Origin of the sequence: Microcoleus vaginatus HSN003 (assembly GCF_022701255.1) — a bacterium.
In the GTDB taxonomy this organism is placed as follows: domain Bacteria; phylum Cyanobacteriota; class Cyanobacteriia; order Cyanobacteriales; family Microcoleaceae; genus Microcoleus; species Microcoleus vaginatus_B.
In genome coordinates, this window is the sequence record NZ_CP031705.1 from 3,038,222 (window position 1) to 3,058,798 (window position 20,577).

Sequence of the window (20,577 nt, forward strand, 5' to 3'; positions counted from 1 at the left end):
TCGCTTATTCTGGTTCAAAATCTGATTTTGCTGCCCCGCAAGTGGGACAAACCCAATCGTCGGGGATATCTTCAAAGGCAGTACCGGGATCTATGCCTCCGTCGGGGTCGCCTTCTGCTGGATCGTAGACGTAATTGCAAACTGTACAAACGTATTTTTGCATTTCCTTAACTCAATTTTATATTGTAAGCCTCTAGATTGTACTTGACAACACAACCTAATGCAATACCACTTTCAAAAACTAATGAGACTTTCGCCAATTCCCCAATTATTAACAATTAAGTTTTTCACAATTATAAAGTCTAAATTTTAATTAAGTCTTGCACAAATCTAAAATCTAAAATCTAAAATCGTCAAAGCCTCCAGAACCGCAGTTCTAGAGGCTTGATTGTATTTTTTATTAATTTAGTGCAATTGCAAGACTAGACTTACGCTAAACGCTTAGTCCAAACGCCGCTTTCATCTTCTTCATACTGCTGGTGAATGGCGTCCCAAGCGGTGTGTTCGGCTTGTATCGAGTCGTTGCTTTCGTCAAATGCGGCGTTGTAGGATTCCATAAAGGTTTTTTGAGCAGCTTCCGACAGGTGCGATCGCACTTCTGGAGACAAATCTGCCGGACTATTGCAGCGACCTTTAACGGCGCGTGGCAGCGTCATCTCGCTAACTGAAACTTCTTCGCCGCCTGCACTTTCTAGCAAGAGTTGAAATTCGCCCGATTTATCTGCGGCGACTTCTGCCATCACGAGAAATTCGCCTGCTTCAACGCGGGTTTGATAGATAGTTGCTTTGTCTTCGGGCATTCCCAAAGTGACTAAAGCGGAAACTAGACCAGCACCGGCCGAACCTGCGATCGCCCCGCTAGCTGCACCCAACAGTGCAGCACCCAGCGGGCCCGCCGAGACTACTGTACCGACAAAGGGAATAACCAACAGGCCGACGCCAGTTAGCAAAGCCAAAAAAGAACCGAATAAGGAACCAAAAATCGCCCCGCTTCGCAGACCGCCTAATATCACATCTTTTTTAGTAATAAAGCCGGCAATTTTAGTTTTAGATTGAAAGTTTTTTCCCATTACTGAGATGTGGTCGCGGGAAACTCCGCGATCGAGCAACCGCCGAATTACGCCGTCTAATTGTTCTTCTTCCTTAAATACGGCTGAAACTGTGCGTTCGGCTAAATATTCCTCGGTCATTGTTCCTCCTAGATCGTTTTTCGATTAGTTATGCTGGCTTTCAGTATAGGAAGACACGGTAGGGCGATCGCATCGACCGCGAGATAGAGGTCGATTTATCGGAGATATAGCATTTCTTACAAAGGTGAGGTACAATAACAGCAGTGAGTAAACCAATTCCAAATATTTGCTGATGTAACTTCACTAAATGCAAACTCTATGGCTTTTGCTAACTCTTTATAATTAGGTGTCTTGATAGAACGGAGAATATTTTTAAGTTTTGACCATAAATTTTCAATTGGGGAGAAATCCGGCGAATAGGGCGACAAGTATATTAATTTAGCCCCTTTTTTTTGGATGGCTTTTTCTACTTCTTCTCCGGTATGAATAGTACAATTATCCATGACTACACAAGCACCTTTCCATAACTTTGGCACTAATTTTCGGATAATAAAAGCCTCAAATGTAATTGCATCAGTTGTACCTATTAAATTAACTGATGTTAGGACTTCTTTGACCGATATAGCTCCAATTATTGAGACATTTCTTCCGCGTTTATTCGGTTTTGATCCCTTGGCTCTTGAACCTTTTAGAGATCGAGCATATAACCTAACCATTGCCAAGTTTACTCCACATTCATCAATGAATATTAAGTCTTTGAAACAAACTTCTCTAATTTTTTGCCAGAACTCGTATCGCAGGTTCTGAACCCTGTCAGTGCCTTTGTCTGACGGGAAAAGAGTTTTTTTTTCAAAGTCATGTTTAAGAGTTTTGCCATTCTTCCCATCGTTGCTACGCTGATGGTAAAACCAATTTTTTGGTACAGTAAATAACGGAGTTCTTCGAGAGTTGCATCATTGTTTGCTTCAATCAATTCCGCTAAAATTAGCAGTTGTTCTGCATTCAGTTTTAATTTGACTCCACATCGCTCAGTGCGAGGAGCAATGTTTTGGGTGTCACGATACTGTTTAACCAATTTTTGGACAAAACTTAGGGCTACACAAAAACGGTTAGCTATTGCTCTTTGTGACAGCGGTTCATTATGGTACACATCCATAATTTTTTGTCTAAAATCAATCGAATAAGTTTTCATTTTTACTAATGCGTGATCCTTGCTAAAATTTGAGATAGTTGTCATTCTAGTGACTGCTGCGGGTCGAGGGACTACTGCTCGAAGATCGCCCTATTTAATTAGAGCTGTATAACATTTTGAAGTTCTATATTTTTCACTCCGTTTAAGTCAGTTATATTATACCTCATCTTTCTAAGAAATGCTATAGTTTGAGGATCTATCAAAAGAGTTAAGCAAGTTTTTAAGGGCGATCGCTCATCTATTACAGATAGTTATTCAACTATAATAAACATTACAACTATTCGGATTATATTCTTATATTGTAACGGTTTGAGTTTGATTAGTTATTCATATTTCCAGGACTAACAATCAGCCTTTTATGCTGCTATCTCCGCGTCGATTTTGTCTTGATTCGCCTAAGAGTAGGCTAGTAAACCATAAATTTGTGTTTGTGATCAAGTCAAGTGCGGTTTTTCATCAATGATTTTTTCGGGAGTCAGCCCAGCATTAAAATCAATAGCAATATTTTCTACGGTAATTCGGGTTTTGGCGAGGCGTGGGTGGCTGTGGCAAGTTCCCGGCGTGCTGACAATTAGCGTTCCAATATCAACGGTAGTTGTCATATTTACCTCGATTGAGTTAACTTTATTCTATTGTAACGCAGCTTCATTTCTACCCGATCGCATTTATCAAGGTTAATCAATGCCATTAGCACCCCTGTTTCCTGTCGTTTATCCCATTCTCAAATCTGCTTTTCCCAGATGTCTGTGGACTGGAGATATCAACAGCCGAGAAATTGCCCTCACATTTGACGACGGGCCGCACCGTCAGCACACACCTCAACTGTTAAAAGTTTTAGATAAATACGACATCAAAGCTAGTTTTTTCTGGCTAGGTTTTTGCGTTGACAGGCATCCAGAAACGGCTAGAGAAGTGTACGATCGCGGACACTGGATCGGCCTCCACGGCTATCAGCATATATCGTTTCCCAAACTCAAAACCCACGAACTCAAACAAAGTTTAGAAGACACGCAAAAAGCAATTGCCAAAGCTTGCGATTTAGACCCAAAATTAATCCGGGACGTGCGCCCGCCCAACGGCATTTTTACGCCACGAACATTAGAGTTATTGCAACAGTGGGAATATCGCCCTGTAATGTGGAGCGTCGTCCCGGAAGATTGGGTGCGACCGGGGGTTATGAAAGTTATGGGTCGCATCGTGCAGCAAACTGAAAACGGATCTATTATTGTACTGCACGACGGCTATTGCGGCGGCGAAGATGTTGCAGCTTCGGCGGATAAAATAATTCCATTGCTTTTGTATAAAGGTTACAAATTCGTGACAGTAGATCGACTGTGGCAACAGACCAACATTCAAATAACAGGAAATTAAATCCATGAAAAAAACACTGTTTCTAGCATCTCTTTGTTTGGCGAGTGCCGGATGGGCGATCGAGCTTTCTCCTGCTTCCCTAAGTGCTGAAACTCCACTTGTAGTGCAGCAGCCAGCCAGGGGTGTATCCGCGCCTGCCCCCAACTCGAAAACCCCGCAAGTGGTACTGCTAAATCCGGGAGTGGAACCACGACAGGAACTGCGTTTAAAACCAGCTATCAATGTCAAAGAAACAACTGTTATGACCCTAAAAATGGATATGGAAATATCCGCCGCCGGTCGGTCTTCGCCTGTGGCTAAAATTCCCGTATCGGTGATGACTTTCGAGACCAAAGTCACTAAAATTGATCCCAACGGCGATATTCACTACGAGTTTGCTTATATTAATGCAGATATCGCCGGTGATACTGGAAATACCCAGTCAGCCGCCCGAGATGCCATGCGTTCCGCACTCAAAAACATGGTGGGAGTGAAAGGGTCTTTCATCATGGACAATCGCGGTTTTCATAAAGGAGGCGACATTATTTTGCCCGAAGGAGCTGACAATAACGTCAAACAAATGGTTCGACAAATGTCTAAATCTTTAGAGCAACTAGCCTCGCCGCTGCCTGCCGAAGCAGTCGGAAAAGGAGCAAAATGGCGCGTTTCTTCTTCCTCAGATTTGACGGGCATGAATGTCAAGGAAATTGCTACCTATGAATTGGCTAGCTGGCAAGATGGAGTTGCGTCTCTGAATGTAAGTATAGAGGAGCAAGCAAACCCTCAAAATATTACCTCTCCCCAACTGCCTGCTGGAACTACCTTAACCCTAAAATCTTTTAGTTCTCAGGGTCGGGGAAAAGTTACAGGGCGCTTGGATAGATTAAATCCTTTTCGCTCTACTGTGTCTATTAGTTCAAATAGCGAAATGAGTGCTAAAACTGCTGGCAGTTCCCAAGAATCAACAATCAAAACAAAAATGGCGATGGAGATGACTTTAGAGTCGAAGTAAGCTTTATTATACCAACTCTAAAAAGTAGGGACACGGCAGGGCCGTGTCCTTAGTCGCCGGTAAATTTTTAATAAATGGTATTAAATCGGGTTAATATAGCTGATATTATATAAACAAAATTTCCTAAAGTTTCGATCGCCAATTTGTAAGTAGAGGAGTCTGTTCTATGATTCGATCACACAGACGGCAAGCTATTATCGGTTTAGTGGTAGCCCTAGGGATAATCATCGGGAATTTCATGTTTCCGGGCCTGAATGTAGCGCCGGCATTTGCTCAAGCCAAATTTAAGGATGTTAACGACCATTGGGCGCAAGCTTGTATTGAGGAGTTAGCAGAGAAAAAAATTATCAGTGGCTACTACGAAGACGGCACTTTTCGCCCGAATCGCCCCGTCAGCCGCGCTGAGTTTGCGGCGATGGTTCGCATGGCTTTTCCCGATGCCAAAACCGTCCGCGCTCCGATCGACTTTGCAGATATTCCTACAAATTACTGGGGTTTTAAAGCAATTCGAGAAGCTTATCAGACGGGTTTTATGTCTGGATACAGTGGCAGTATCTTTAACCCGACTTTGAATATTACCCGCTGGCAGGCTTTGGTAGCTTTAACCAGCGGCTTGAAATATACACCTACGGGGTCGGCGACTGAGGTTTTGGAGGCGAGTTTTGAGGATGCGTCGCAAATTCCCGAACTGGCCAGAAGTGCGATCGCCGCCGCCACAGAAAAACAACTTGTGGTCAATTATCCGGCTGTTAAACAGCTAGAACCTACTCGGAATGTTACTCGCGCCGAAGTCGCAACTTTTTTCTGTCAGGCGATCGCCAAACCCGGCCAAACTGCCTTAGTTCCTGCCGAATATATCGCCCAAGTTCCGGCGAATATCGGCCCCCCGAGAACCACAGAAATCTCAGAAGCTGGGAAAGTTCGGGCGGAAGTTTCTTTCGTAAAAGAAGCAGAAAATGCTAAAAATCTCCGCATCAGAATTATCCGGGATCGTAAAAGTTTATTAGAAGAACCCGTGCTGATTTCAACTCGTTCTCTAGTAGATAACCCCGACCAAAAAGCCAGCGAAGAAATATCAGAAGGACGTTTTTTATCGCTGCGAATCCGTGATTTAGACGGCGACAAGGAACCGGAAGTTCTGGCAGATTTAGTGTCAATCAAAAGCGGCGTCCGCTGCTGCAATTATTCGTTTATTTACCGCTACGACTCGGCAGCTAACAAATACACTCATATCAAGCATTTCTGGGGCAATGTGAGTTACGAAATAGTGGATTTTGGCAAAAATGATATCCCAGAGTTTAAGAGTCAGGACGGCAGATTTTCCGAGGCTTTTACAAATTACGCTGATTCTCGCTTTCCGCTGCAAATTTGGCAGTACCGCCAAGGTAAAATGCAAGATGTTAGCAAAGAGTATCCGGTGGAAGTATACACGAATTCTGCTGAGCTTTGGCTAGAATCTAACAAGCGTTTGAGTGAAAATGGGGAGGTGAAAGGGGTTTTGGCGGCCTTCATGGCGAACAAGTATGTCATGGGCCAGGAGGCGGAAGGTTGGCAGTTATTGGAGAGAGTTTATCAAGGGCGCGATCGCACTGAATTCTTTGGGAAGTTGCGGGAGTTTTTGGTAAGTAGGGGTTATGGTAGTAAGTAGATTTGCAGGTCTTCAAGCGCCGATGAACGCGGATTAAGGCGGATAGTGTCTGTAGGGCGGGTTTGACGAATAATATCTAATTTTCACTAACAATATTACTAAACCCGCCCCCACACAACAGATAACCCACGTCAAATTTTACTTCGATACTAATCCAAAAAATGTACATGATGATTTACCCCTTTGTGGGGGCGGGTTATTTAAATCTTTAGTTACAGGCACGTATTGTGGGTAAAACCTGCTCTTACAGATAGCAGGAAAGTTGACATTTCGATTTAAATCGCCGAGTTATATAAAAAAATAATTTACCACCAAAGTTTAGTATTAAGCTAATCCGCCTTGAAATTCCCTGGCAAAATAAATTTTTACTCTTGTGGGTGGGCAGGAGATCCCGGCCTCAACATATAATTTAAATGCACAACAGCTTATACGTCAAGATAGTACCGTAAAATACCTACTTTTTATCAGCTAAATTCCCTATTAAAATATTCATCTAATTTATGCCCACATATTAATTTGTTTAAATAAACTAAATTTACTAACAAGGTGTGAAAAAATGCAAAGGGCTGTCGCTTTTTAGACCCTAAGCTAAAATAAAGAGAAAATCTCAGATATTTAATCACGGAAAATGGTATATCCACCTGCACCTTGGAATCTGCAAGGTTATGCTGTTCAGACTTTACAATTGGTAGATGTGGCACGAGTGCGCCCCTTGGTTCCCTCTGAGTTAGAAATTGTCTCTTTATTGCCAGGAAAAACCCTAGGCGGCATTTATATATCGTCCTACGGGTTGGGTTCGGTGATGGAGTACAATGAGTTAATTGTAGTTAGCGCGATCGCCAATTATGCTGGAAAATGGGGCGCTTGGATTTCCCACATCTACGTAGACAATCCTAACTCCGTAGCCGGCGGACGGGAAATTTGGGGGCTTCCTAAAGAATTAGCTCAATTTAGTTGGGAAGGTAGCGATTCGGTAAAGGCCGCACCCCTAGGCTACCGCGTCACAGTTAGCCAAGAAAACCGTCAACTGTGCAGCCTCAATTACAGCAAGCAAACTTTAGCCTTACCGCTGCCTTTTAGCGGAAATGTTTTCAGCGCTGACCGCAGCAATTTGCTGTTGTTTAAAGGAGGATTACAGTCTCGCAGCGGTTTGATTAAAGGCCAATTAGAAGTGGCAGAAGAAAGTCCTTTTGTTAGTTTAAACTTAGGTCAGCCCTTGCTAACCGTTGCCTGCGAAGATATGCGTTTAACAGTCGGTGCGCCGGAAGTTGTGGGAAACAGAGCCGTTGAATTCAGTTATTAGCTGTAAACTGCGGGTCTTCGTCCTCAACCTAAAAAAACAGAACAGCCAGAAACCCGGTTTCTTGAAGAAGCCGGGTTTCTGTCGCGGCGTATTAGTTTGAGCTACTTACTAATCTTTTTGAGGAGTTAGGCATCAAACGGCTAAAAACCGGGTTTTTTCCTAAATGCGTCGTTGCGACATCCGAGAAACCGGGTTTTTTTTCGTAAGTCCTATTTTTAAATGCCAGCCCCCGGAGCGGCTTCAGCACCCATTACTAAAACTGTACCGCGAAGGAAATCAATTTGCTGCTGAAAGTCCATCGCTTGAACCTTTCCTAATAAAGCTTTTCCTGCTTCTGGAAATTCATAGTCGGGAGGCATGGGTATAATAGTTCCTTCGTCCATTCCTAATGCTAAGAAATACCAAAAAGCCAGCTTAGTTTCAGGGCTCATCGAGCCGTACATCCGGCTGATTTCAGTATTGGCTTTTGAGGCAATGTCGCGCATTACTTGTAGTTGTTCTTCGTGGGGCAGCGGTTTGACTTGATCGAACAAACCCTGAGCGATTTCGGAACCGGAAGCACCGGGAGCCGCTGGCGTTATTGACTTGCCCATTTCGGTGTAAACAAACCACAGCAAAGCTAATTGGTCGTCTACACTCAAGCTCTGAATATCTGCTTTTCCTTGGTCGTAAGCACCGGAAGTAGTAAATGTCATTCAAGCCTCCAAAATAATATGTATTGCTCAGCTTTCTTAGTTAGAAAACTTTTTTTTTTGCTACTTAGTTAAAGTACCTAATAAATAGTGATGCTAGAATCTTGCTTAAGGCAGATATGATCCCGGACATAAGTTCGTTGAGTAAACTCACCAAAATTGGGAAAATTTGCAACCAAAGGATGAGGAAAATTTGACAAGATTGTTGTGAGCTGTGATCCAGATTAGGATTGTTTAGCCGATCGACGATCGCCTATAATCGCAACAGACCTCTATTTAGGTGGCTGTTATGTCGATCGCAACTGCAAAACGCTTCACCATAGCGGAATATCACCGCCTGACAGAACTGGGGTTCTTTGGTGAGGACGATCGAGTTGAGTTAATCAAGGGAGAACTTGTGAAAATGGCAGCTAAAGGTACCGCTCACGAAACCTGTCTGAGAAGATTATTGCGGGAATTAAGCGCCATAGTAGCAGAGCGGGCAACTTTACAGTGTCAATCTCCCATCGTTTTACCGACAAACAGCGAACCTGAACCTGATTTTTCGCTCGTACAAAATCGCCCTGACGACTATCTATCCTCTCACCCCTGTCCAGGGGATATACTGTTGCTGATTGAGATTGCAGATTCTTCTTTGAGTTACGACAAACAGGTTAAGCTCCCCCTTTATGCTGAAGCCGGAATCTCTAACTATTGGATATTTAATTTATCACAAACTTGCTTGGAATGTTACAGCGAGCCGTATCAGAATGCCCCTGGCCAATTTGGTTATCGCAGGACGCTGATTTTTCTGCCCAACGAGTCTGTTAATCTGCCTTATTTTCACGACTTGGCGCTCGATTTATCGAGAGTGTTTCCGCCAACTATAGAATCCTGAAGGACTCTGATATTATTCCAAAGAAAATAGGCTGGCAAACAGCCAGCCTAGAATCAGGAGAACTTTATTTCCCATTCGTGGAAAGTCTAGCTAAACAAACCCGAAATACCACCGACTGCTATTGCTCCAGCCAAAGCAGAAACAACCACAGAAGTCAGAGCCGTACCGAACAGCCACCAAGCAGCAGTTGCTGCGGCTTCGCGCGCATCTTCTCCTTGCTGCTTGGTCTTTTTCTTGAGCTCTTTGATGCGTTTTTTGGCTTCTGTTTGTAAGCGTTCGGAGCGCAATAAAACGCTGTCCCGGGCTCCTTCCATTTGGTCAACAATTCGGTGAGCGTCAGTCTCGGAAATATCGGAACGAGAACTCAGCAGGGCAACTAAAGTACCGCGATCGAACTCACCTAAACGCTCTTTAATCGCGTCAAATCCGGCCTGCGGGTCGTCAAACACTTTGCGGAAGTCCCGCTTGATGCCTTCGTAGTTGAGCTCTGGTCGATCGAGCGAATTGAGGTAATCCCGAATTTTCCCGAAAATACCATCCATTGCTGACTGAAACTTGTCCTGAACCATTTGAACTTGTTCGACAATTTGGTTGCGGACAGATCCAATTTGGTCGGCAATTTGGTTAGCTTCCTCTTCCGAGATGTCTTCCCGCTGCGACAGCAATGCTACTAGAGTATCGCGGTCAAAGTGCTTCACGCGATCGCCCAAACTTTGGATCCCCATTCCCGGCTCACTAAAGAGCAACTGCAAATCGCGTTTGATGCCTTCAGGATTGAGCGCTTCCTTGTCCGTATTCCGCAAGTAATTTTCCAAACTTCCTTGGAAATCGCGGACTGTTTTTTGAGCGCGAGATGCCAAGCGGCGGGGCGATTTCACGATGCTGCGAATCGAATCTTGCACGCGATCGATCGTCCGATTGATCTGTTCTTCGCTCAAATCTTCCCGTTGCGACAGCAGCTTGACCAAAGTTTCGCGATCGACCTGAGAAAGTCTTTCCCGAAGTGCCAAAGTACCCTCTTTCGGATTTTCAAACAATTTAGTCAAATCCCGATTGATGCCTTCTGGATCAAGTTCATCGAGGTTTGTATTCCGCAGGTACTCGCCAATTTTTCCAGTAACTTCCTCGTACTGTTGCTTAGCTCTATCTGCCACCATTTGCGGCGCGTGGATAATGTTATCGCGCACAGATTCCATCCGGTCGATCGCCTGATTTATCTGTTCTTCGCTGAGGTCTTGGCGCTGTGACAGCAACTGCACCAGCGTATCGCGGTCGAATTGGGACAAGCGTTCTCTCAGTGATTTCAATCCGGCTTCCGGGTCGCTTAAAAGCGTTTGAAACTCGCGCTCGATCGCTTCTGGATTGAGTTCTTCCTTATTAGTATTGCGGAGATAGTCTTCTACCTTTTGCCGCAATTCTTGCGCTTTCGATTTCGCTTGCTCTTGCAATTCTTGAGCTCTAGAAATCACGCGATCGCGCGAACTTTCGAGCCGCCCGATTAACTGATCGGCTTCCTCTGGACTGAAATCTTCCCGCTGACCGAGCAACTGCACCAAAGTATCGCGGTTAAACTGAGACAGGCGATCGCGCAAAGCCTCAAAACCAGCATCCCGGTCTTCCAAAAGCGCTTGGAAATCCCGTTCAATACCTTCAGGATTCAGCTCATCTTTGCCAGTCGATCGCAAATAATTCTCAATCCGGCTGCGTAAATCTTGAGACTGTTCTTCACCAGCAGCAGCTTGCACAATTTCCAACACTTCTTGGCGGACAGCTTCAAGCTGTTCGGCAATTTCCGCCGCCTGTTCGGGAGCAAACCCCTCACGGCGGCCCAGAATCCCTACAAAATAATCGGGATTAAACAGCTCTAACTGGCGCAAAACTGCTCCCGGAGAAGCTTCCGGGTCGTAAATAACATCCCTAAATTCCTGCTTGATTGTCTCCCGGTTGAGATGCCAAGGTTGGGTATTCAGCAAGTAGTTTTCCACATCAGCCTTAGCTGTATTGAAAGGCAGCGCAGGCACTTTGTCGCCCACCTTAGAAGCCAAAGATTTAGCTTGTTCCGTCCCTTTGGCTGTCAGTTGCTGCAACTGACCAGTGATTTTTTCAACATCCAAATCCGACAAATCCGTCCGCGACAACACAGTGTTCACAAGAGCTTCCACACCCAACTGCATCGCTCGCTTCATGCCGCCTGAGCCCGATTCCGATGTACTTTCCAGAATTTGAGACAGCTTGGCGTTGAGTTCGTCAGACTTCAGCAAATCCGGAGCCGCAAACTTGAGAAAATCAACCAACTCTAAATTCGGGTCTTTTTGCTCTTGCTGCTTGCCGAATGTTTGCTTCCAAACGCCTTCGAGTTGGTCGGCAACTTGAGTTATTTCCTCTTGAGAAAAGTCTGTCCGACTCTTAATTAAATCCACAAAAGTCTGGCGGTTAACATTATTCAGAACGTCGCTTCCCGCAAGAGATTTGATATCTGCATCGCCCAGCAACTTTTCAAATTGACCGCGAATTTCTTTAACATCTAGTTTCGGTAACTGCAAAGCACCCACATAATCTTGCAGTGTTTCGCGAATGCTCTCCGGGTCTACCGCCGAACTCAATTCGCGGCGGACAGCGGCAACAGATGCCTCTACAGTGTTGACCATTTGGTCGCTGGCCATCTTGCCGCCGATCGCTGCACCAGCAGTACCCATGACGCCTTGAACGCCTGAAAAAGCAGTTTTTATCAAGGAACCGATCATCGAACCGACGGCGCTAGAACCGAGCCACACCAGCGTTAAAAAGTACGCAGCCCAGATTACCACACCAATAATTGCCGCTCCATCTACCGAGGCAATTGAAGTTAGTTTGACTGCCAGAAAACAAGCCAAAAATAAAGCCAGGTTAACGGTGACTAAAATCCAACCCCCGACTAAACCTTCGATTTTCCGAACTTTAGTGCCTAAACTTTCTGACTCATCATCATCGTCACCGTCGGGCAAAGCCTCGTCCCAATTTGAGATTTTGGCAGCTATCGAGAAATTTGTTAACAGGAATTGGAAGCCGAAAGCCATAATGACTCCGGCGATTAATGCCACGAAAAACTGCGGGCTTAAAAACATCAGCCCTCCGATATCGGGGTGGTCAAATGGCACATCTATTTCTACTGGCATTTGGGAAATATTGAGTTTGGGACTGTACAGCGACATTAATAACTCGCTTTCTAACATAAATTACCTCCTACACTTTTATGCCGAGTTAGGCATAGCAAAACTTTACCCCAACTTTCTTTAGCGGGGATTTTGTAATCTTTAGATGATGGTTTGTTTTGGTCAGGCTTAATCTTACGGAAGCCCTTATTAGTGAAATTGGGATGAGCCGTAAATCACTTCTCTAGTGATCTCATCCTTACTGCTTATTATGCTTGTGGAAGGTAAAAAATAAATCCGTCTAAAGTCAGAAATTAGTTTTTATGAGACTGGTAGCAGCAGAGTTCGCATAAAACGGGCAAGTTTGAGGCGGGGGGCGATCGCCACCAATGATCAATAGTAGTAAAGTGCGATGTGGTACACTCTAAATATCGTAGAGTACGCTACCTACTTAAGGATTCCGTTTGATTTTTAGGTTCAAAACGAGCTAGTAATTCCGAGGGATTGAGCTGCATAATCACTCTGGTGCGATCGAGGGTTTCTAAATCTAATTACAGGCAATTCAACAAACAGGATATCGGGTGCGCCGCCGCCTAGGCTACGAATTTTTGCCGCAGCATTTACCCTCGCAGTTGCGAATGCTGCGAATACAGCCGTACTCCTCGAAACGCTGGCTGTGTTTGCGAACAGTAGGATAGGCAAGTAAATTGAAAGGAATTCCGGTTAGTTTGTAAAGCAATCGACCAGCAGCATGAACAATATCCCAAATTTCGCTTAAATTAGGTTCTCGAACAAATTCTCCTATTTCATCTTTTAAGGCAAGCCACTGAGATTGCACAGTAGGAGAGTGACAATTATCAAATACTGCCATACCTTTTTCGTAATTTTGCCAAATTTTATTCATATATTTAATCAAATCCGCCTCACGTCTGATAATATCAGAAGTTAATCTAAGATTACAATCATCCGGTATTTTAAGGAAATCAGCCATGCGACTCTCTCAAATGCTTTTTGTCACCCTGCGCGAAGACCCGGCAGAAGCAGAAATTCCTAGCCACAAACTATTACTCCGTGCCGGATACATCCGGCGCATCGGTAGCGGTATATACGCTTATCTCCCATTAATGTGGCGAGTTCTCAAAAAAGTATCTCAAATTGTGCGCGAAGAAATGGACGCTACCGGCGCTCAAGAATGCCTCCTCCCGCAATTGCAACCGGCCGATTTGTGGCGGGAATCCGGCCGCTGGGATACCTATACTCAAGCTGAAGGTATTATGTTTGCCATGACAGACAGGCAGCAGCGAGAATTGGGACTGGGCCCAACTCACGAAGAAGTAATTACTACAATTGCTAAAGATATGATTCGTTCTTATCGGCAATTGCCTTTACATCTTTATCAAATTCAAACTAAGTTTCGCGATGAAATTCGCCCGCGTTTTGGGTTGATGCGCGGTCGCGAATTCATTATGAAAGATGGCTATTCTTTCCACACTAACGAAGAAAGTCTGAAAAAAACTTATCAGGATATGGCTCAAGCTTATAGCAATATGCTGCGCCGGTCTGGCTTACAATTCCGAGCAGTAGATGCTGATTCGGGAGCAATTGGCGGTTCTGGTTCTCAAGAGTTTATGGTGCTGGCAGAAGCGGGAGAAGATGAAGTTCTTTATACTGAAGACGGTCAGTATGCCGCTAATGTGGAAAAGGCTGTCTCGATGCCTGCTGATGCGGAACCCTCGCCCTTTGCCACTTTTGAAAAGCGGGAAACGCCGGGAACTGAAACAATTGATAAACTTTGCAAGTTTTTGAAATGTTCTCCGACGCAAGTTGTCAAAAATGTGCTTTACCAGGCTGTTTACGACAATGGCATCACAGTATTGGTATTGGTAAGCATTCGCGGTGACCAAGATGTGAATCAGGTAAAGTTGCTGAATGAATTGACAAAGTTAGCGGGTAATTATCAAGCTAAAACTGTTTTATTTTTGACTGTTCCCGATGCGGAAGCTCAGCGGAAATGGGCTGCTAAATCTTTACCTCTCGGTTATATGGCTCCCGATGTTGCTGATGATTATATCGCTGGAAGCAAGGAGGTAAACTCTAAGTTTTTGCGTTTAGTCGATCGCACTGCAGTTGACCTGACCAACTTTGTCACCGGTTCAAACGAATCAGGATACCACGTTGTCGGGGCGAATTGGAACAAAGAATTTCCTCTACCAGCAACGGTTGTAGGTGTCAGAACAGCCAAAAAAGGCGATCGGGCAGTGCACAACCCCGAACAAACCTTGCAAAGCGCCAGAGGCATCGAAGTCGGCCACATCTTCCAATTAGGCACCAAATACTCCCAAGCAATGGGCGCCACCTACACCAGCGAACAAGGGGAAGAAATGCCCTTTATTATGGGCTGCTACGGCGTCGGCGTGTCGCGGCTAGCTCAATCGGCCGTAGAACAATCCTACGACAAAGACGGGATAATTTGGCCAGTGGCGATCGCCCCGTATCACGCCATCATTAGCATCCCCAATATTTCCGACGCTCAACAAGTAGAAGTCGCCGAAAAACTCTATGCAGAACTCAATCAATCTGGCATTGAAACCCTACTAGATGACCGCGATGAACGAGCCGGAGTTAAATTCAAAGATGCCGATTTAATCGGGATTCCCTATCGCATTGTTCCGGGCCGTTCGCTGAAAGCAGGCAAAGTTGAAGTCGTGGAAAGAGCCAATCACAAATCACATGAAATTCTTGTTGATGAAGTCAATTCTACGTTAAAACAGTGGATTGAAGCCGCCATCAGCTAAGGCTTTTTAACCAGTAAGGTGCGCGCACCGCGCAGCTACATTTAGGCTCGCAATGTACGCGGTGTACACCCTACATTAGCTCCCCTCTTGGGAGCATCTCAATGAAAGCAGCCAAGCTAGAAATTGAAGACAGGAGGCAGGAGACAGGAGACAGGATGCACGAGGAAAGAGGAAGAAAGAAGGAGCCAGAAGAAGTGTTTTTACAAATATGAGATGCTCCCCCCCTCTTCCCTCTTCCTGACATCCATCACATCCGTTACATCCGTTAAATCCGTTACAGAATCCGTTGCCGAACTTCCTTCTTCCTTCTGATGTGAAATTATCTAAAACTTAAAACTCGATATGAATCTGAACCTAAATCAGTTTCTTCGATTCCCTCAATCCCGAATTGGGCGGTACTTAGCCCAAGTAACGGTCGTTGCTGTCGTTTACGCCGTGGGGGCGAGGCTAGCAATTTCAATTCAAGGTGTCAATCCGTTTGCTGCCTCGGTGTGGCCGCCTGCTGGAATTGCCCAAGCTGGACTTTTATTGTTTGGGAAAAAAGTCTGGCCTGCCATTGTTTTGGGTACATTTCTGCTAAATTTTGTTAACCCACATGAGCAGATATTCGTGGTTTGGCTGGGAGGAAACGTCGGGGCCATTCTGCAAGCTGTTGTTGCAGTAACTGCTCTGGGCTGGATGGGGTTTCGTCCATCTCTCGCTCGCTTGAAAGATGTAGTTAATTTAATCTTGTTTGGCGGTGTAATTTGTACTCAAATCAGTTGCACTATTGGCGCGTTTTCCCTATATTTAGCGGGCAAAGTAGATTGGGCAGAATATTGGTCGGTTCGATGGGAGTGGTGCTTGGGAGACACAATGGGAGTTTTAATTTTAACTCCCTTAATCCTAATATTTTTTCGCCCTAAAGTAACCGCCGCTCGTTTAAAAAGACAAACAGAACGCCCGCAAAGATATCTAATTTGGCGGGCAGTATGGTTAATATTATTAATTGGGGTGAGCTGGCTGGTCTTTGTCTCGAAAAATGAAGCTTCTATTTCTCGTTATCCCCTGGAATATTTGCCGTTTCCTTTGATAATTTGGTCTGCGCTCCAATTCGGTCAACGAGCCGCTGTCCTAGCATCGTTCATTGTCTCAAGCATCGCAATTATGGGCAGTTCTCAGGGAGGGGGGCCGTTTATAGCCAAAGCCGACAATATCACTCAGGCTATCTTATTTTTGCAAGCTTTTATGGGTGTAGTTACAATTACCTCGCTGTTATTGGCAGCGACAGTAGCTGAACGCGCCGAGGCAGAAAATTCCCTGCGACAAAGCGAAATTAAATATCGAGAATTGGTGGAAAATGCTAGCAGCATTATTCTGAAATTGGATGCTAACGGCAATATTACTTTTTTTAACGAATTTGCGGAAATATTCTTTGGCTACACTCAGGAAGAAATCATTGGTAAAAATGCAATGGGAACAATTATTCCCCAGACAGACCTCGAAGGGAAGAACTTAGAGTTGGTTTATAATGAAATTTTACAAAATCCCGATCGCTTTACCAACTATGAAAATGAAAACCTCCGGCGCAGTGGCGATCGCGTTTGGGTATCTTGGGCAAATAAACCGCTGGTTGGTTCAGCGGGAGAAATCCTGGGAATCCTCTGCATCGGCACAGATATCACCGATCGCCGAAAAGCTCAAATAGCGCTGCAAAAGCTGAATGAAAAGCTAGAAATTCGAGTTGAAGAGCGGACAAATGCCCTGAAACAAAGCGAACTTCAGCTACAGAAACAGAAATCGGCATTAATTGATTTAGCCAAAAATAAAGCGCTGAATCAAGGCGACTTAACAAAAGCGCTTCAACAAATAACTCAAAGTGCTAGCCGTACTCTGGAAGTTGCCCGATCGAGCGTCTGGGTGTACGATCGCACTAAATCCAAGATGGAGTGCCTAGATTTGTTCGATCGCACTCTCAACCAACACTCCCGCGGTTTGGAATTAGCAGCAGCAGACTATCCTGTCTATTTTCAAGCACTGGGAGAAGAACGCGCAATTGCTGCCTTTGACGCACAAAAAGATTTTAGAACCAGAGAATTTGCGGAATCTTACCTAATTCCCTTGGGCATCACTTCTATGCTAGATACGCCGATTCAAATAGGCGGAGAAACAGCAGGAGTTATTTGTTTGGAACACGTAGGAACTCGCCGTTATTGGACTATTGAAGAACAAAGTTTTGCTGTTTCTCTAGCAGACTCTGTAACTTTCGCAGTGGAAGCGCGAGAACGCCAGCGGGCTGAAGAAGCGCTGCGGCAAGCTGAAGAAAAATACCGCAGCATTTTTGAAAATGCGATCGTCGGCATTTTTCAAACTACCCCAGATGGGCAATATCTCAGCGCCAATCCTGCTTTGGTTCGCATTTACGGTTACAGTTCAGGCGAGGAATTGGTGGGTACACTAACTGATATTAGCAAACAGCTTTATGTTGACCCCGATCTGCGCGCCGAAGTTGTCCGCTTAATAGAAGAACAAGGCAAAGTATCGGATTTTGAATCTCAAATTTACCGCCGAGATGGCAGTATAATTTGGATTTCAGAAAATACTTATACCGTGCGCGATTCCTACGGAAATTTGCTTTATTACGAAGGTACTGTTCAAGACATCACAACTCGCAAACAAGCTGAGGCAGCTTTGCGCTTAGAACAAGAAAAATCCGACCGTCTCCTGCTCAACGTTTTACCACAACCCATTGCCGACAGATTAAAACAAGACCAAAGCATCATCGCCGATACTTTTGCCGAAGTAACAGTATTATTTGCAGATATAGTCGGTTTTACCCAAATTAGTTCCCAAATTTCTCCGACCGAATTAGTTTCTTTGCTTAACGATATTTTTTCCACATTCGATCGCCTAGCAGAAAAGCACGGATTGGAAAAAATTAAGACGATTGGCGACGCTTACATGGTAGTTGGAGGGCTGCCGATGCCCCGCAGCGATCATGCAGAGGCGATCGCCCAAATGGCCCTCGATATGCAGCAGGCAATTATTGACTTCAGCAATACCCACAATCAAGAATTCAGCATCAGAATTGGCATTAACACCGGCCCTGTCGTCGCCGGAGTAATCGGTATTAAAAAATTTATTTATGATTTGTGGGGAGACACAGTTAACACCGCTTCCCGCATGGAATCCCACGGCTTGCCGGGGTGCATTCAAGTCACGTCTGCAATGTATGATATATTGCAGGACAAGTATATATTTGAAAGTCGCGGCGCGATCGAAGTCAAAGGCAAAAGCCAGATGAACACTTATTTTCTTACAGGTATCAAGTTATAGCATCAGGAAGAATGAAGAAGGAACAAGCAATATAAGAAGTCATGTTTCAGAATTAAGAATTTCCTAATCTTCGGGCGCGGTTGCTATAGTTAGTTAAAAATATAACACTCAGTATGAGCCCCCAAAAAATTCACTTTCTGCGATTTCCTAAATCTAGAAATTGGCAATACTTAGCACGAGTAGCTGCCATTGCTTTTGCTTACGCTTTGGGAGCAAAAATAGCAGTTTCAATCCCAGGGGTAAATAAATTAGCTACCTGCGTCTGGCCGCCCGCAGGAATTGCACAAGCTGCAATTTTATTATTTGGTCGGCACGTTTGGCCGGGAATAGCTTTAGGCGTATTTTTTTACGAGACTATTAACCTTGAGGTATCTTTAACACTGGCAACGATTAGTGCCTTTTGCGCTTGTTTGCAAGCGTTGTGCGTATTTACTTTGCTGCAACAGCTAAAGTTTCGCCCCTCACTCGATCGGCTGATCGATGTAGTCAATTTAATTTTCTGCGGGGCTGTAGTTGCCACTCAAATCAACTGCACTCTCGGCACGCTGCGCCTCTGTGTAATTGGTTTAGTTGACTGGAGCGAATATTGGCACATTCGATGGAATTGGTATCTCGGAGATACATTAGGAGTTTTAATTTTTACTCCCCTGCTGTTGATTATATACAACCATAAACAAGCGCCCAGCCCTTCACCAAATACAGGTTCTCAAACAATTGTAAATCGCATCGCTGTCGGAATATGCCTGCTCTTATTAGTAACAGTCAGTTGGCTAGTCTACAACTCAAAAAGTGAAGGTAATCTCTCCGGTTATCCCCTCGAATACTTACCATTTCCCTTGGTAATTTGGGCAACCATTCAATTCGGTCAGGTAGGGGCGGTTTTAGCATCTTTCATTGTATCCAGTATCGCCATTTGGGGCGGTTCTCAGGGAGGGGGCCCCTTTATTGCTAAAGCGGAAAATATCAATCAGGCCATCTTATTTTTGCAGGCTTTTATGAGCGTAATTGTAGTTACATCGCTGCTGTTGGCGGCGACAGTAGCCGAACGCGCATCAGCAGAGGATTCGCTGCGGCAAAGCGAAATTAAGTATCGGGAATTGGTGGAAAATGCTAACAGCATTATTTTAAAACTAGATACGGAAGGAAATATTACTTTTTTTAACGAATTTGCACAGAATTTTTTTGGTTACGATGAAAAAGAAATAATTGGCAAAAACGCAGTGGGAACCATCATTCCCCAGATAGATACAAAAGGAAATGACTTGGCAGCAAAGTTGAGAGATATTTTGGAAAACCCAGAACAATACACGCGAAATGAAGATGAAAGTATCCGGCGTAGTGGCGAGCGGGTTTGGGTATCGTGGGCAAATAAACCGCTGTTTGAGGCGGCAGGAAAGTTCGCGGGAATTCTGGCAATCGGTACGGATATCACAGACCGCAGGCGGGCTGAAATGCAGCTTGTAAAGCTGAATGACGAGTTAGAGTTTAGAGTAGAAGAACGGACTAATGCTCTCAATGATACTTTAAAAGCACTGCGATATCAGCAGGAACAATCCGATCGCTTGCTGTTGAATATTTTGCCTGAAGAAATAGCAAATCGGTTGAAGCGGGGAGACAGTACGATCGCAGACACTTTTGCTGATGTTACTGTCTTATTTGCGGACATAGTAGGCTTTACTCAACTCAGTTCGCGAGTTTCTCCAACGCAATTAGTTGCCTTGCTGAATGACATCTTTTCGACATTTGACAACCTAGCAGAAAGGCACGGTTTGGAAAAAATTAAGACGATTGGCGACGCTTACATGGTAGTTGGAGGCCTGCCCATTCCTCGCCCGGATCACGCAGAAGCGATCGCAGAAATGGCTTTGGATATGCAGCAGGCAATTATTGACTTCAGCAATACCCACAGCCAAGCTTTCAGCATCAGAATCGGCATCAACAGCGGCCCGGTTGTCGCCGGAGTCATCGGTATTAAAAAATTTATTTACGATTTGTGGGGAGACACAGTTAACACCGCTTCCCGCATGGAATCTCACGGCTTGCCTGGGTGTATTCAGGTAACAGAGACAACTTATCAGCAGTTGCGAGAAAAGTATTCCTTTGAAAACCGTGGCGCGATCGAAGTTAAAGGCAAAGGTCAGATGACTACTTATTTACTAAAATGCCGAAAATAGCTCTAGTAAAGGTTTTTA

At 44.7% G+C, this 20,577-nt stretch carries 15 protein-coding genes; 8 read left to right on the plus strand and 7 right to left on the minus strand.

Translation table 11 applies throughout. The features are described from left to right. Nucleotides 1–4: 4 nt before the first annotated feature. The 4 genes from rd to D0A37_RS13230 all read right to left on the minus strand — a co-directional run bounded on the left by rd (nt 5) and on the right by D0A37_RS13230 (nt 2,864). A complete protein-coding gene (gene rd, locus D0A37_RS13215) occupies nt 5–163 on the minus strand; it encodes a rubredoxin (RefSeq protein WP_242724785.1) in 159 nt (52 codons plus the stop codon). A 265-nt stretch (nt 164–428) separates the two neighbouring features. Further along, the gene (locus D0A37_RS13220; protein WP_242724787.1) at nt 429–1,190 is read right to left on the minus strand and encodes a ChaB family protein; all 762 of its coding nucleotides are present in this window, start codon (nt 1,188–1,190) and stop codon (nt 429–431) included. A 116-nt stretch (nt 1,191–1,306) separates the two neighbouring features. Next, a protein-coding gene (locus tag D0A37_RS13225; protein ID WP_242715677.1) for an IS630 family transposase occupies nt 1,307–2,262 on the minus strand; the annotation gives its coding sequence in 2 pieces (ribosomal slippage) (nt 1,307–1,929 and nt 1,929–2,262; 957 coding nt in all). Between the two features lie 434 nt (nt 2,263–2,696). Then, the gene (locus D0A37_RS13230; protein ID WP_242724789.1) at nt 2,697–2,864 is read right to left on the minus strand and encodes a DUF433 domain-containing protein; all 168 of its coding nucleotides are present in this window, start codon (nt 2,862–2,864) and stop codon (nt 2,697–2,699) included. Between the two features lie 79 nt (nt 2,865–2,943). Between D0A37_RS13230 and D0A37_RS13235 the strand changes: the two genes are divergently transcribed. The 4 genes from D0A37_RS13235 to D0A37_RS13250 all read left to right on the plus strand — a co-directional run bounded on the left by D0A37_RS13235 (nt 2,944) and on the right by D0A37_RS13250 (nt 7,575). Next, nucleotides 2,944–3,633 (plus strand): polysaccharide deacetylase family protein, encoded by a 690-nt coding sequence (locus tag D0A37_RS13235; protein WP_242724791.1) that lies wholly within the window; start codon nt 2,944–2,946, stop codon nt 3,631–3,633. 4 nt (nt 3,634–3,637) lie between these two features. Beyond that, complete coding sequence (locus D0A37_RS13240) at nt 3,638–4,624, plus strand: DUF6263 family protein (protein WP_242724793.1); 987 nt, start codon at nt 3,638–3,640, stop codon at nt 4,622–4,624. Nucleotides 4,625–4,790: 166 nt separating this feature from the next. Then, the gene (locus D0A37_RS13245; protein ID WP_242724795.1) at nt 4,791–6,272 is read left to right on the plus strand and encodes an S-layer homology domain-containing protein; all 1,482 of its coding nucleotides are present in this window, start codon (nt 4,791–4,793) and stop codon (nt 6,270–6,272) included. 628 nt (nt 6,273–6,900) lie between these two features. Next, nucleotides 6,901–7,575 carry an acetoacetate decarboxylase family protein gene (locus D0A37_RS13250; protein WP_242724797.1) on the plus strand — a complete coding sequence of 225 codons (675 nt, stop codon included), beginning with the start codon at nt 6,901–6,903 and terminating at the stop codon, nt 7,573–7,575. A 215-nt stretch (nt 7,576–7,790) separates the two neighbouring features. Here D0A37_RS13250 and D0A37_RS13255 read toward each other — a convergent pair whose 3' ends face one another. Then, entirely contained in the window at nt 7,791–8,270 is a 480-nt protein-coding gene (locus D0A37_RS13255; RefSeq protein ID WP_242724798.1) for an orange carotenoid protein N-terminal domain-containing protein, read from the minus strand. A 286-nt stretch (nt 8,271–8,556) separates the two neighbouring features. Between D0A37_RS13255 and D0A37_RS13260 the strand changes: the two genes are divergently transcribed. Then, nucleotides 8,557–9,144 (plus strand): Uma2 family endonuclease, encoded by a 588-nt coding sequence (locus D0A37_RS13260; protein ID WP_242724800.1) that lies wholly within the window; start codon nt 8,557–8,559, stop codon nt 9,142–9,144. An 86-nt stretch (nt 9,145–9,230) separates the two neighbouring features. Here D0A37_RS13260 and D0A37_RS13265 read toward each other — a convergent pair whose 3' ends face one another. Both D0A37_RS13265 and D0A37_RS13270 read right to left on the minus strand, forming a co-directional pair. Further along, a complete protein-coding gene (locus D0A37_RS13265; RefSeq protein WP_242724802.1) occupies nt 9,231–12,356 on the minus strand; it encodes an MFS transporter in 3,126 nt (1,041 codons plus the stop codon). Nucleotides 12,357–12,873: 517 nt separating this feature from the next. Then, nucleotides 12,874–13,179 (minus strand): hypothetical protein, encoded by a 306-nt coding sequence (locus D0A37_RS13270; protein WP_242724804.1) that lies wholly within the window; start codon nt 13,177–13,179, stop codon nt 12,874–12,876. Between the two features lie 85 nt (nt 13,180–13,264). On the opposite strand from D0A37_RS13270, the gene proS reads away from it, so the two are divergent. From proS to D0A37_RS13285, 3 genes are all read left to right on the plus strand, one after another. Next, the gene (gene proS, locus D0A37_RS13275; protein ID WP_242724805.1) at nt 13,265–15,070 is read left to right on the plus strand and encodes a proline--tRNA ligase; all 1,806 of its coding nucleotides are present in this window, start codon (nt 13,265–13,267) and stop codon (nt 15,068–15,070) included. Between the two features lie 342 nt (nt 15,071–15,412). Further along, entirely contained in the window at nt 15,413–18,385 is a 2,973-nt protein-coding gene (locus D0A37_RS13280) for an adenylate/guanylate cyclase domain-containing protein (RefSeq protein WP_242724806.1), read from the plus strand. 113 nt (nt 18,386–18,498) lie between these two features. Continuing rightward, complete coding sequence (locus D0A37_RS13285; protein WP_242724807.1) at nt 18,499–20,559, plus strand: adenylate/guanylate cyclase domain-containing protein; 2,061 nt, start codon at nt 18,499–18,501, stop codon at nt 20,557–20,559. Nucleotides 20,560–20,577 lie beyond the last annotated feature (18 nt).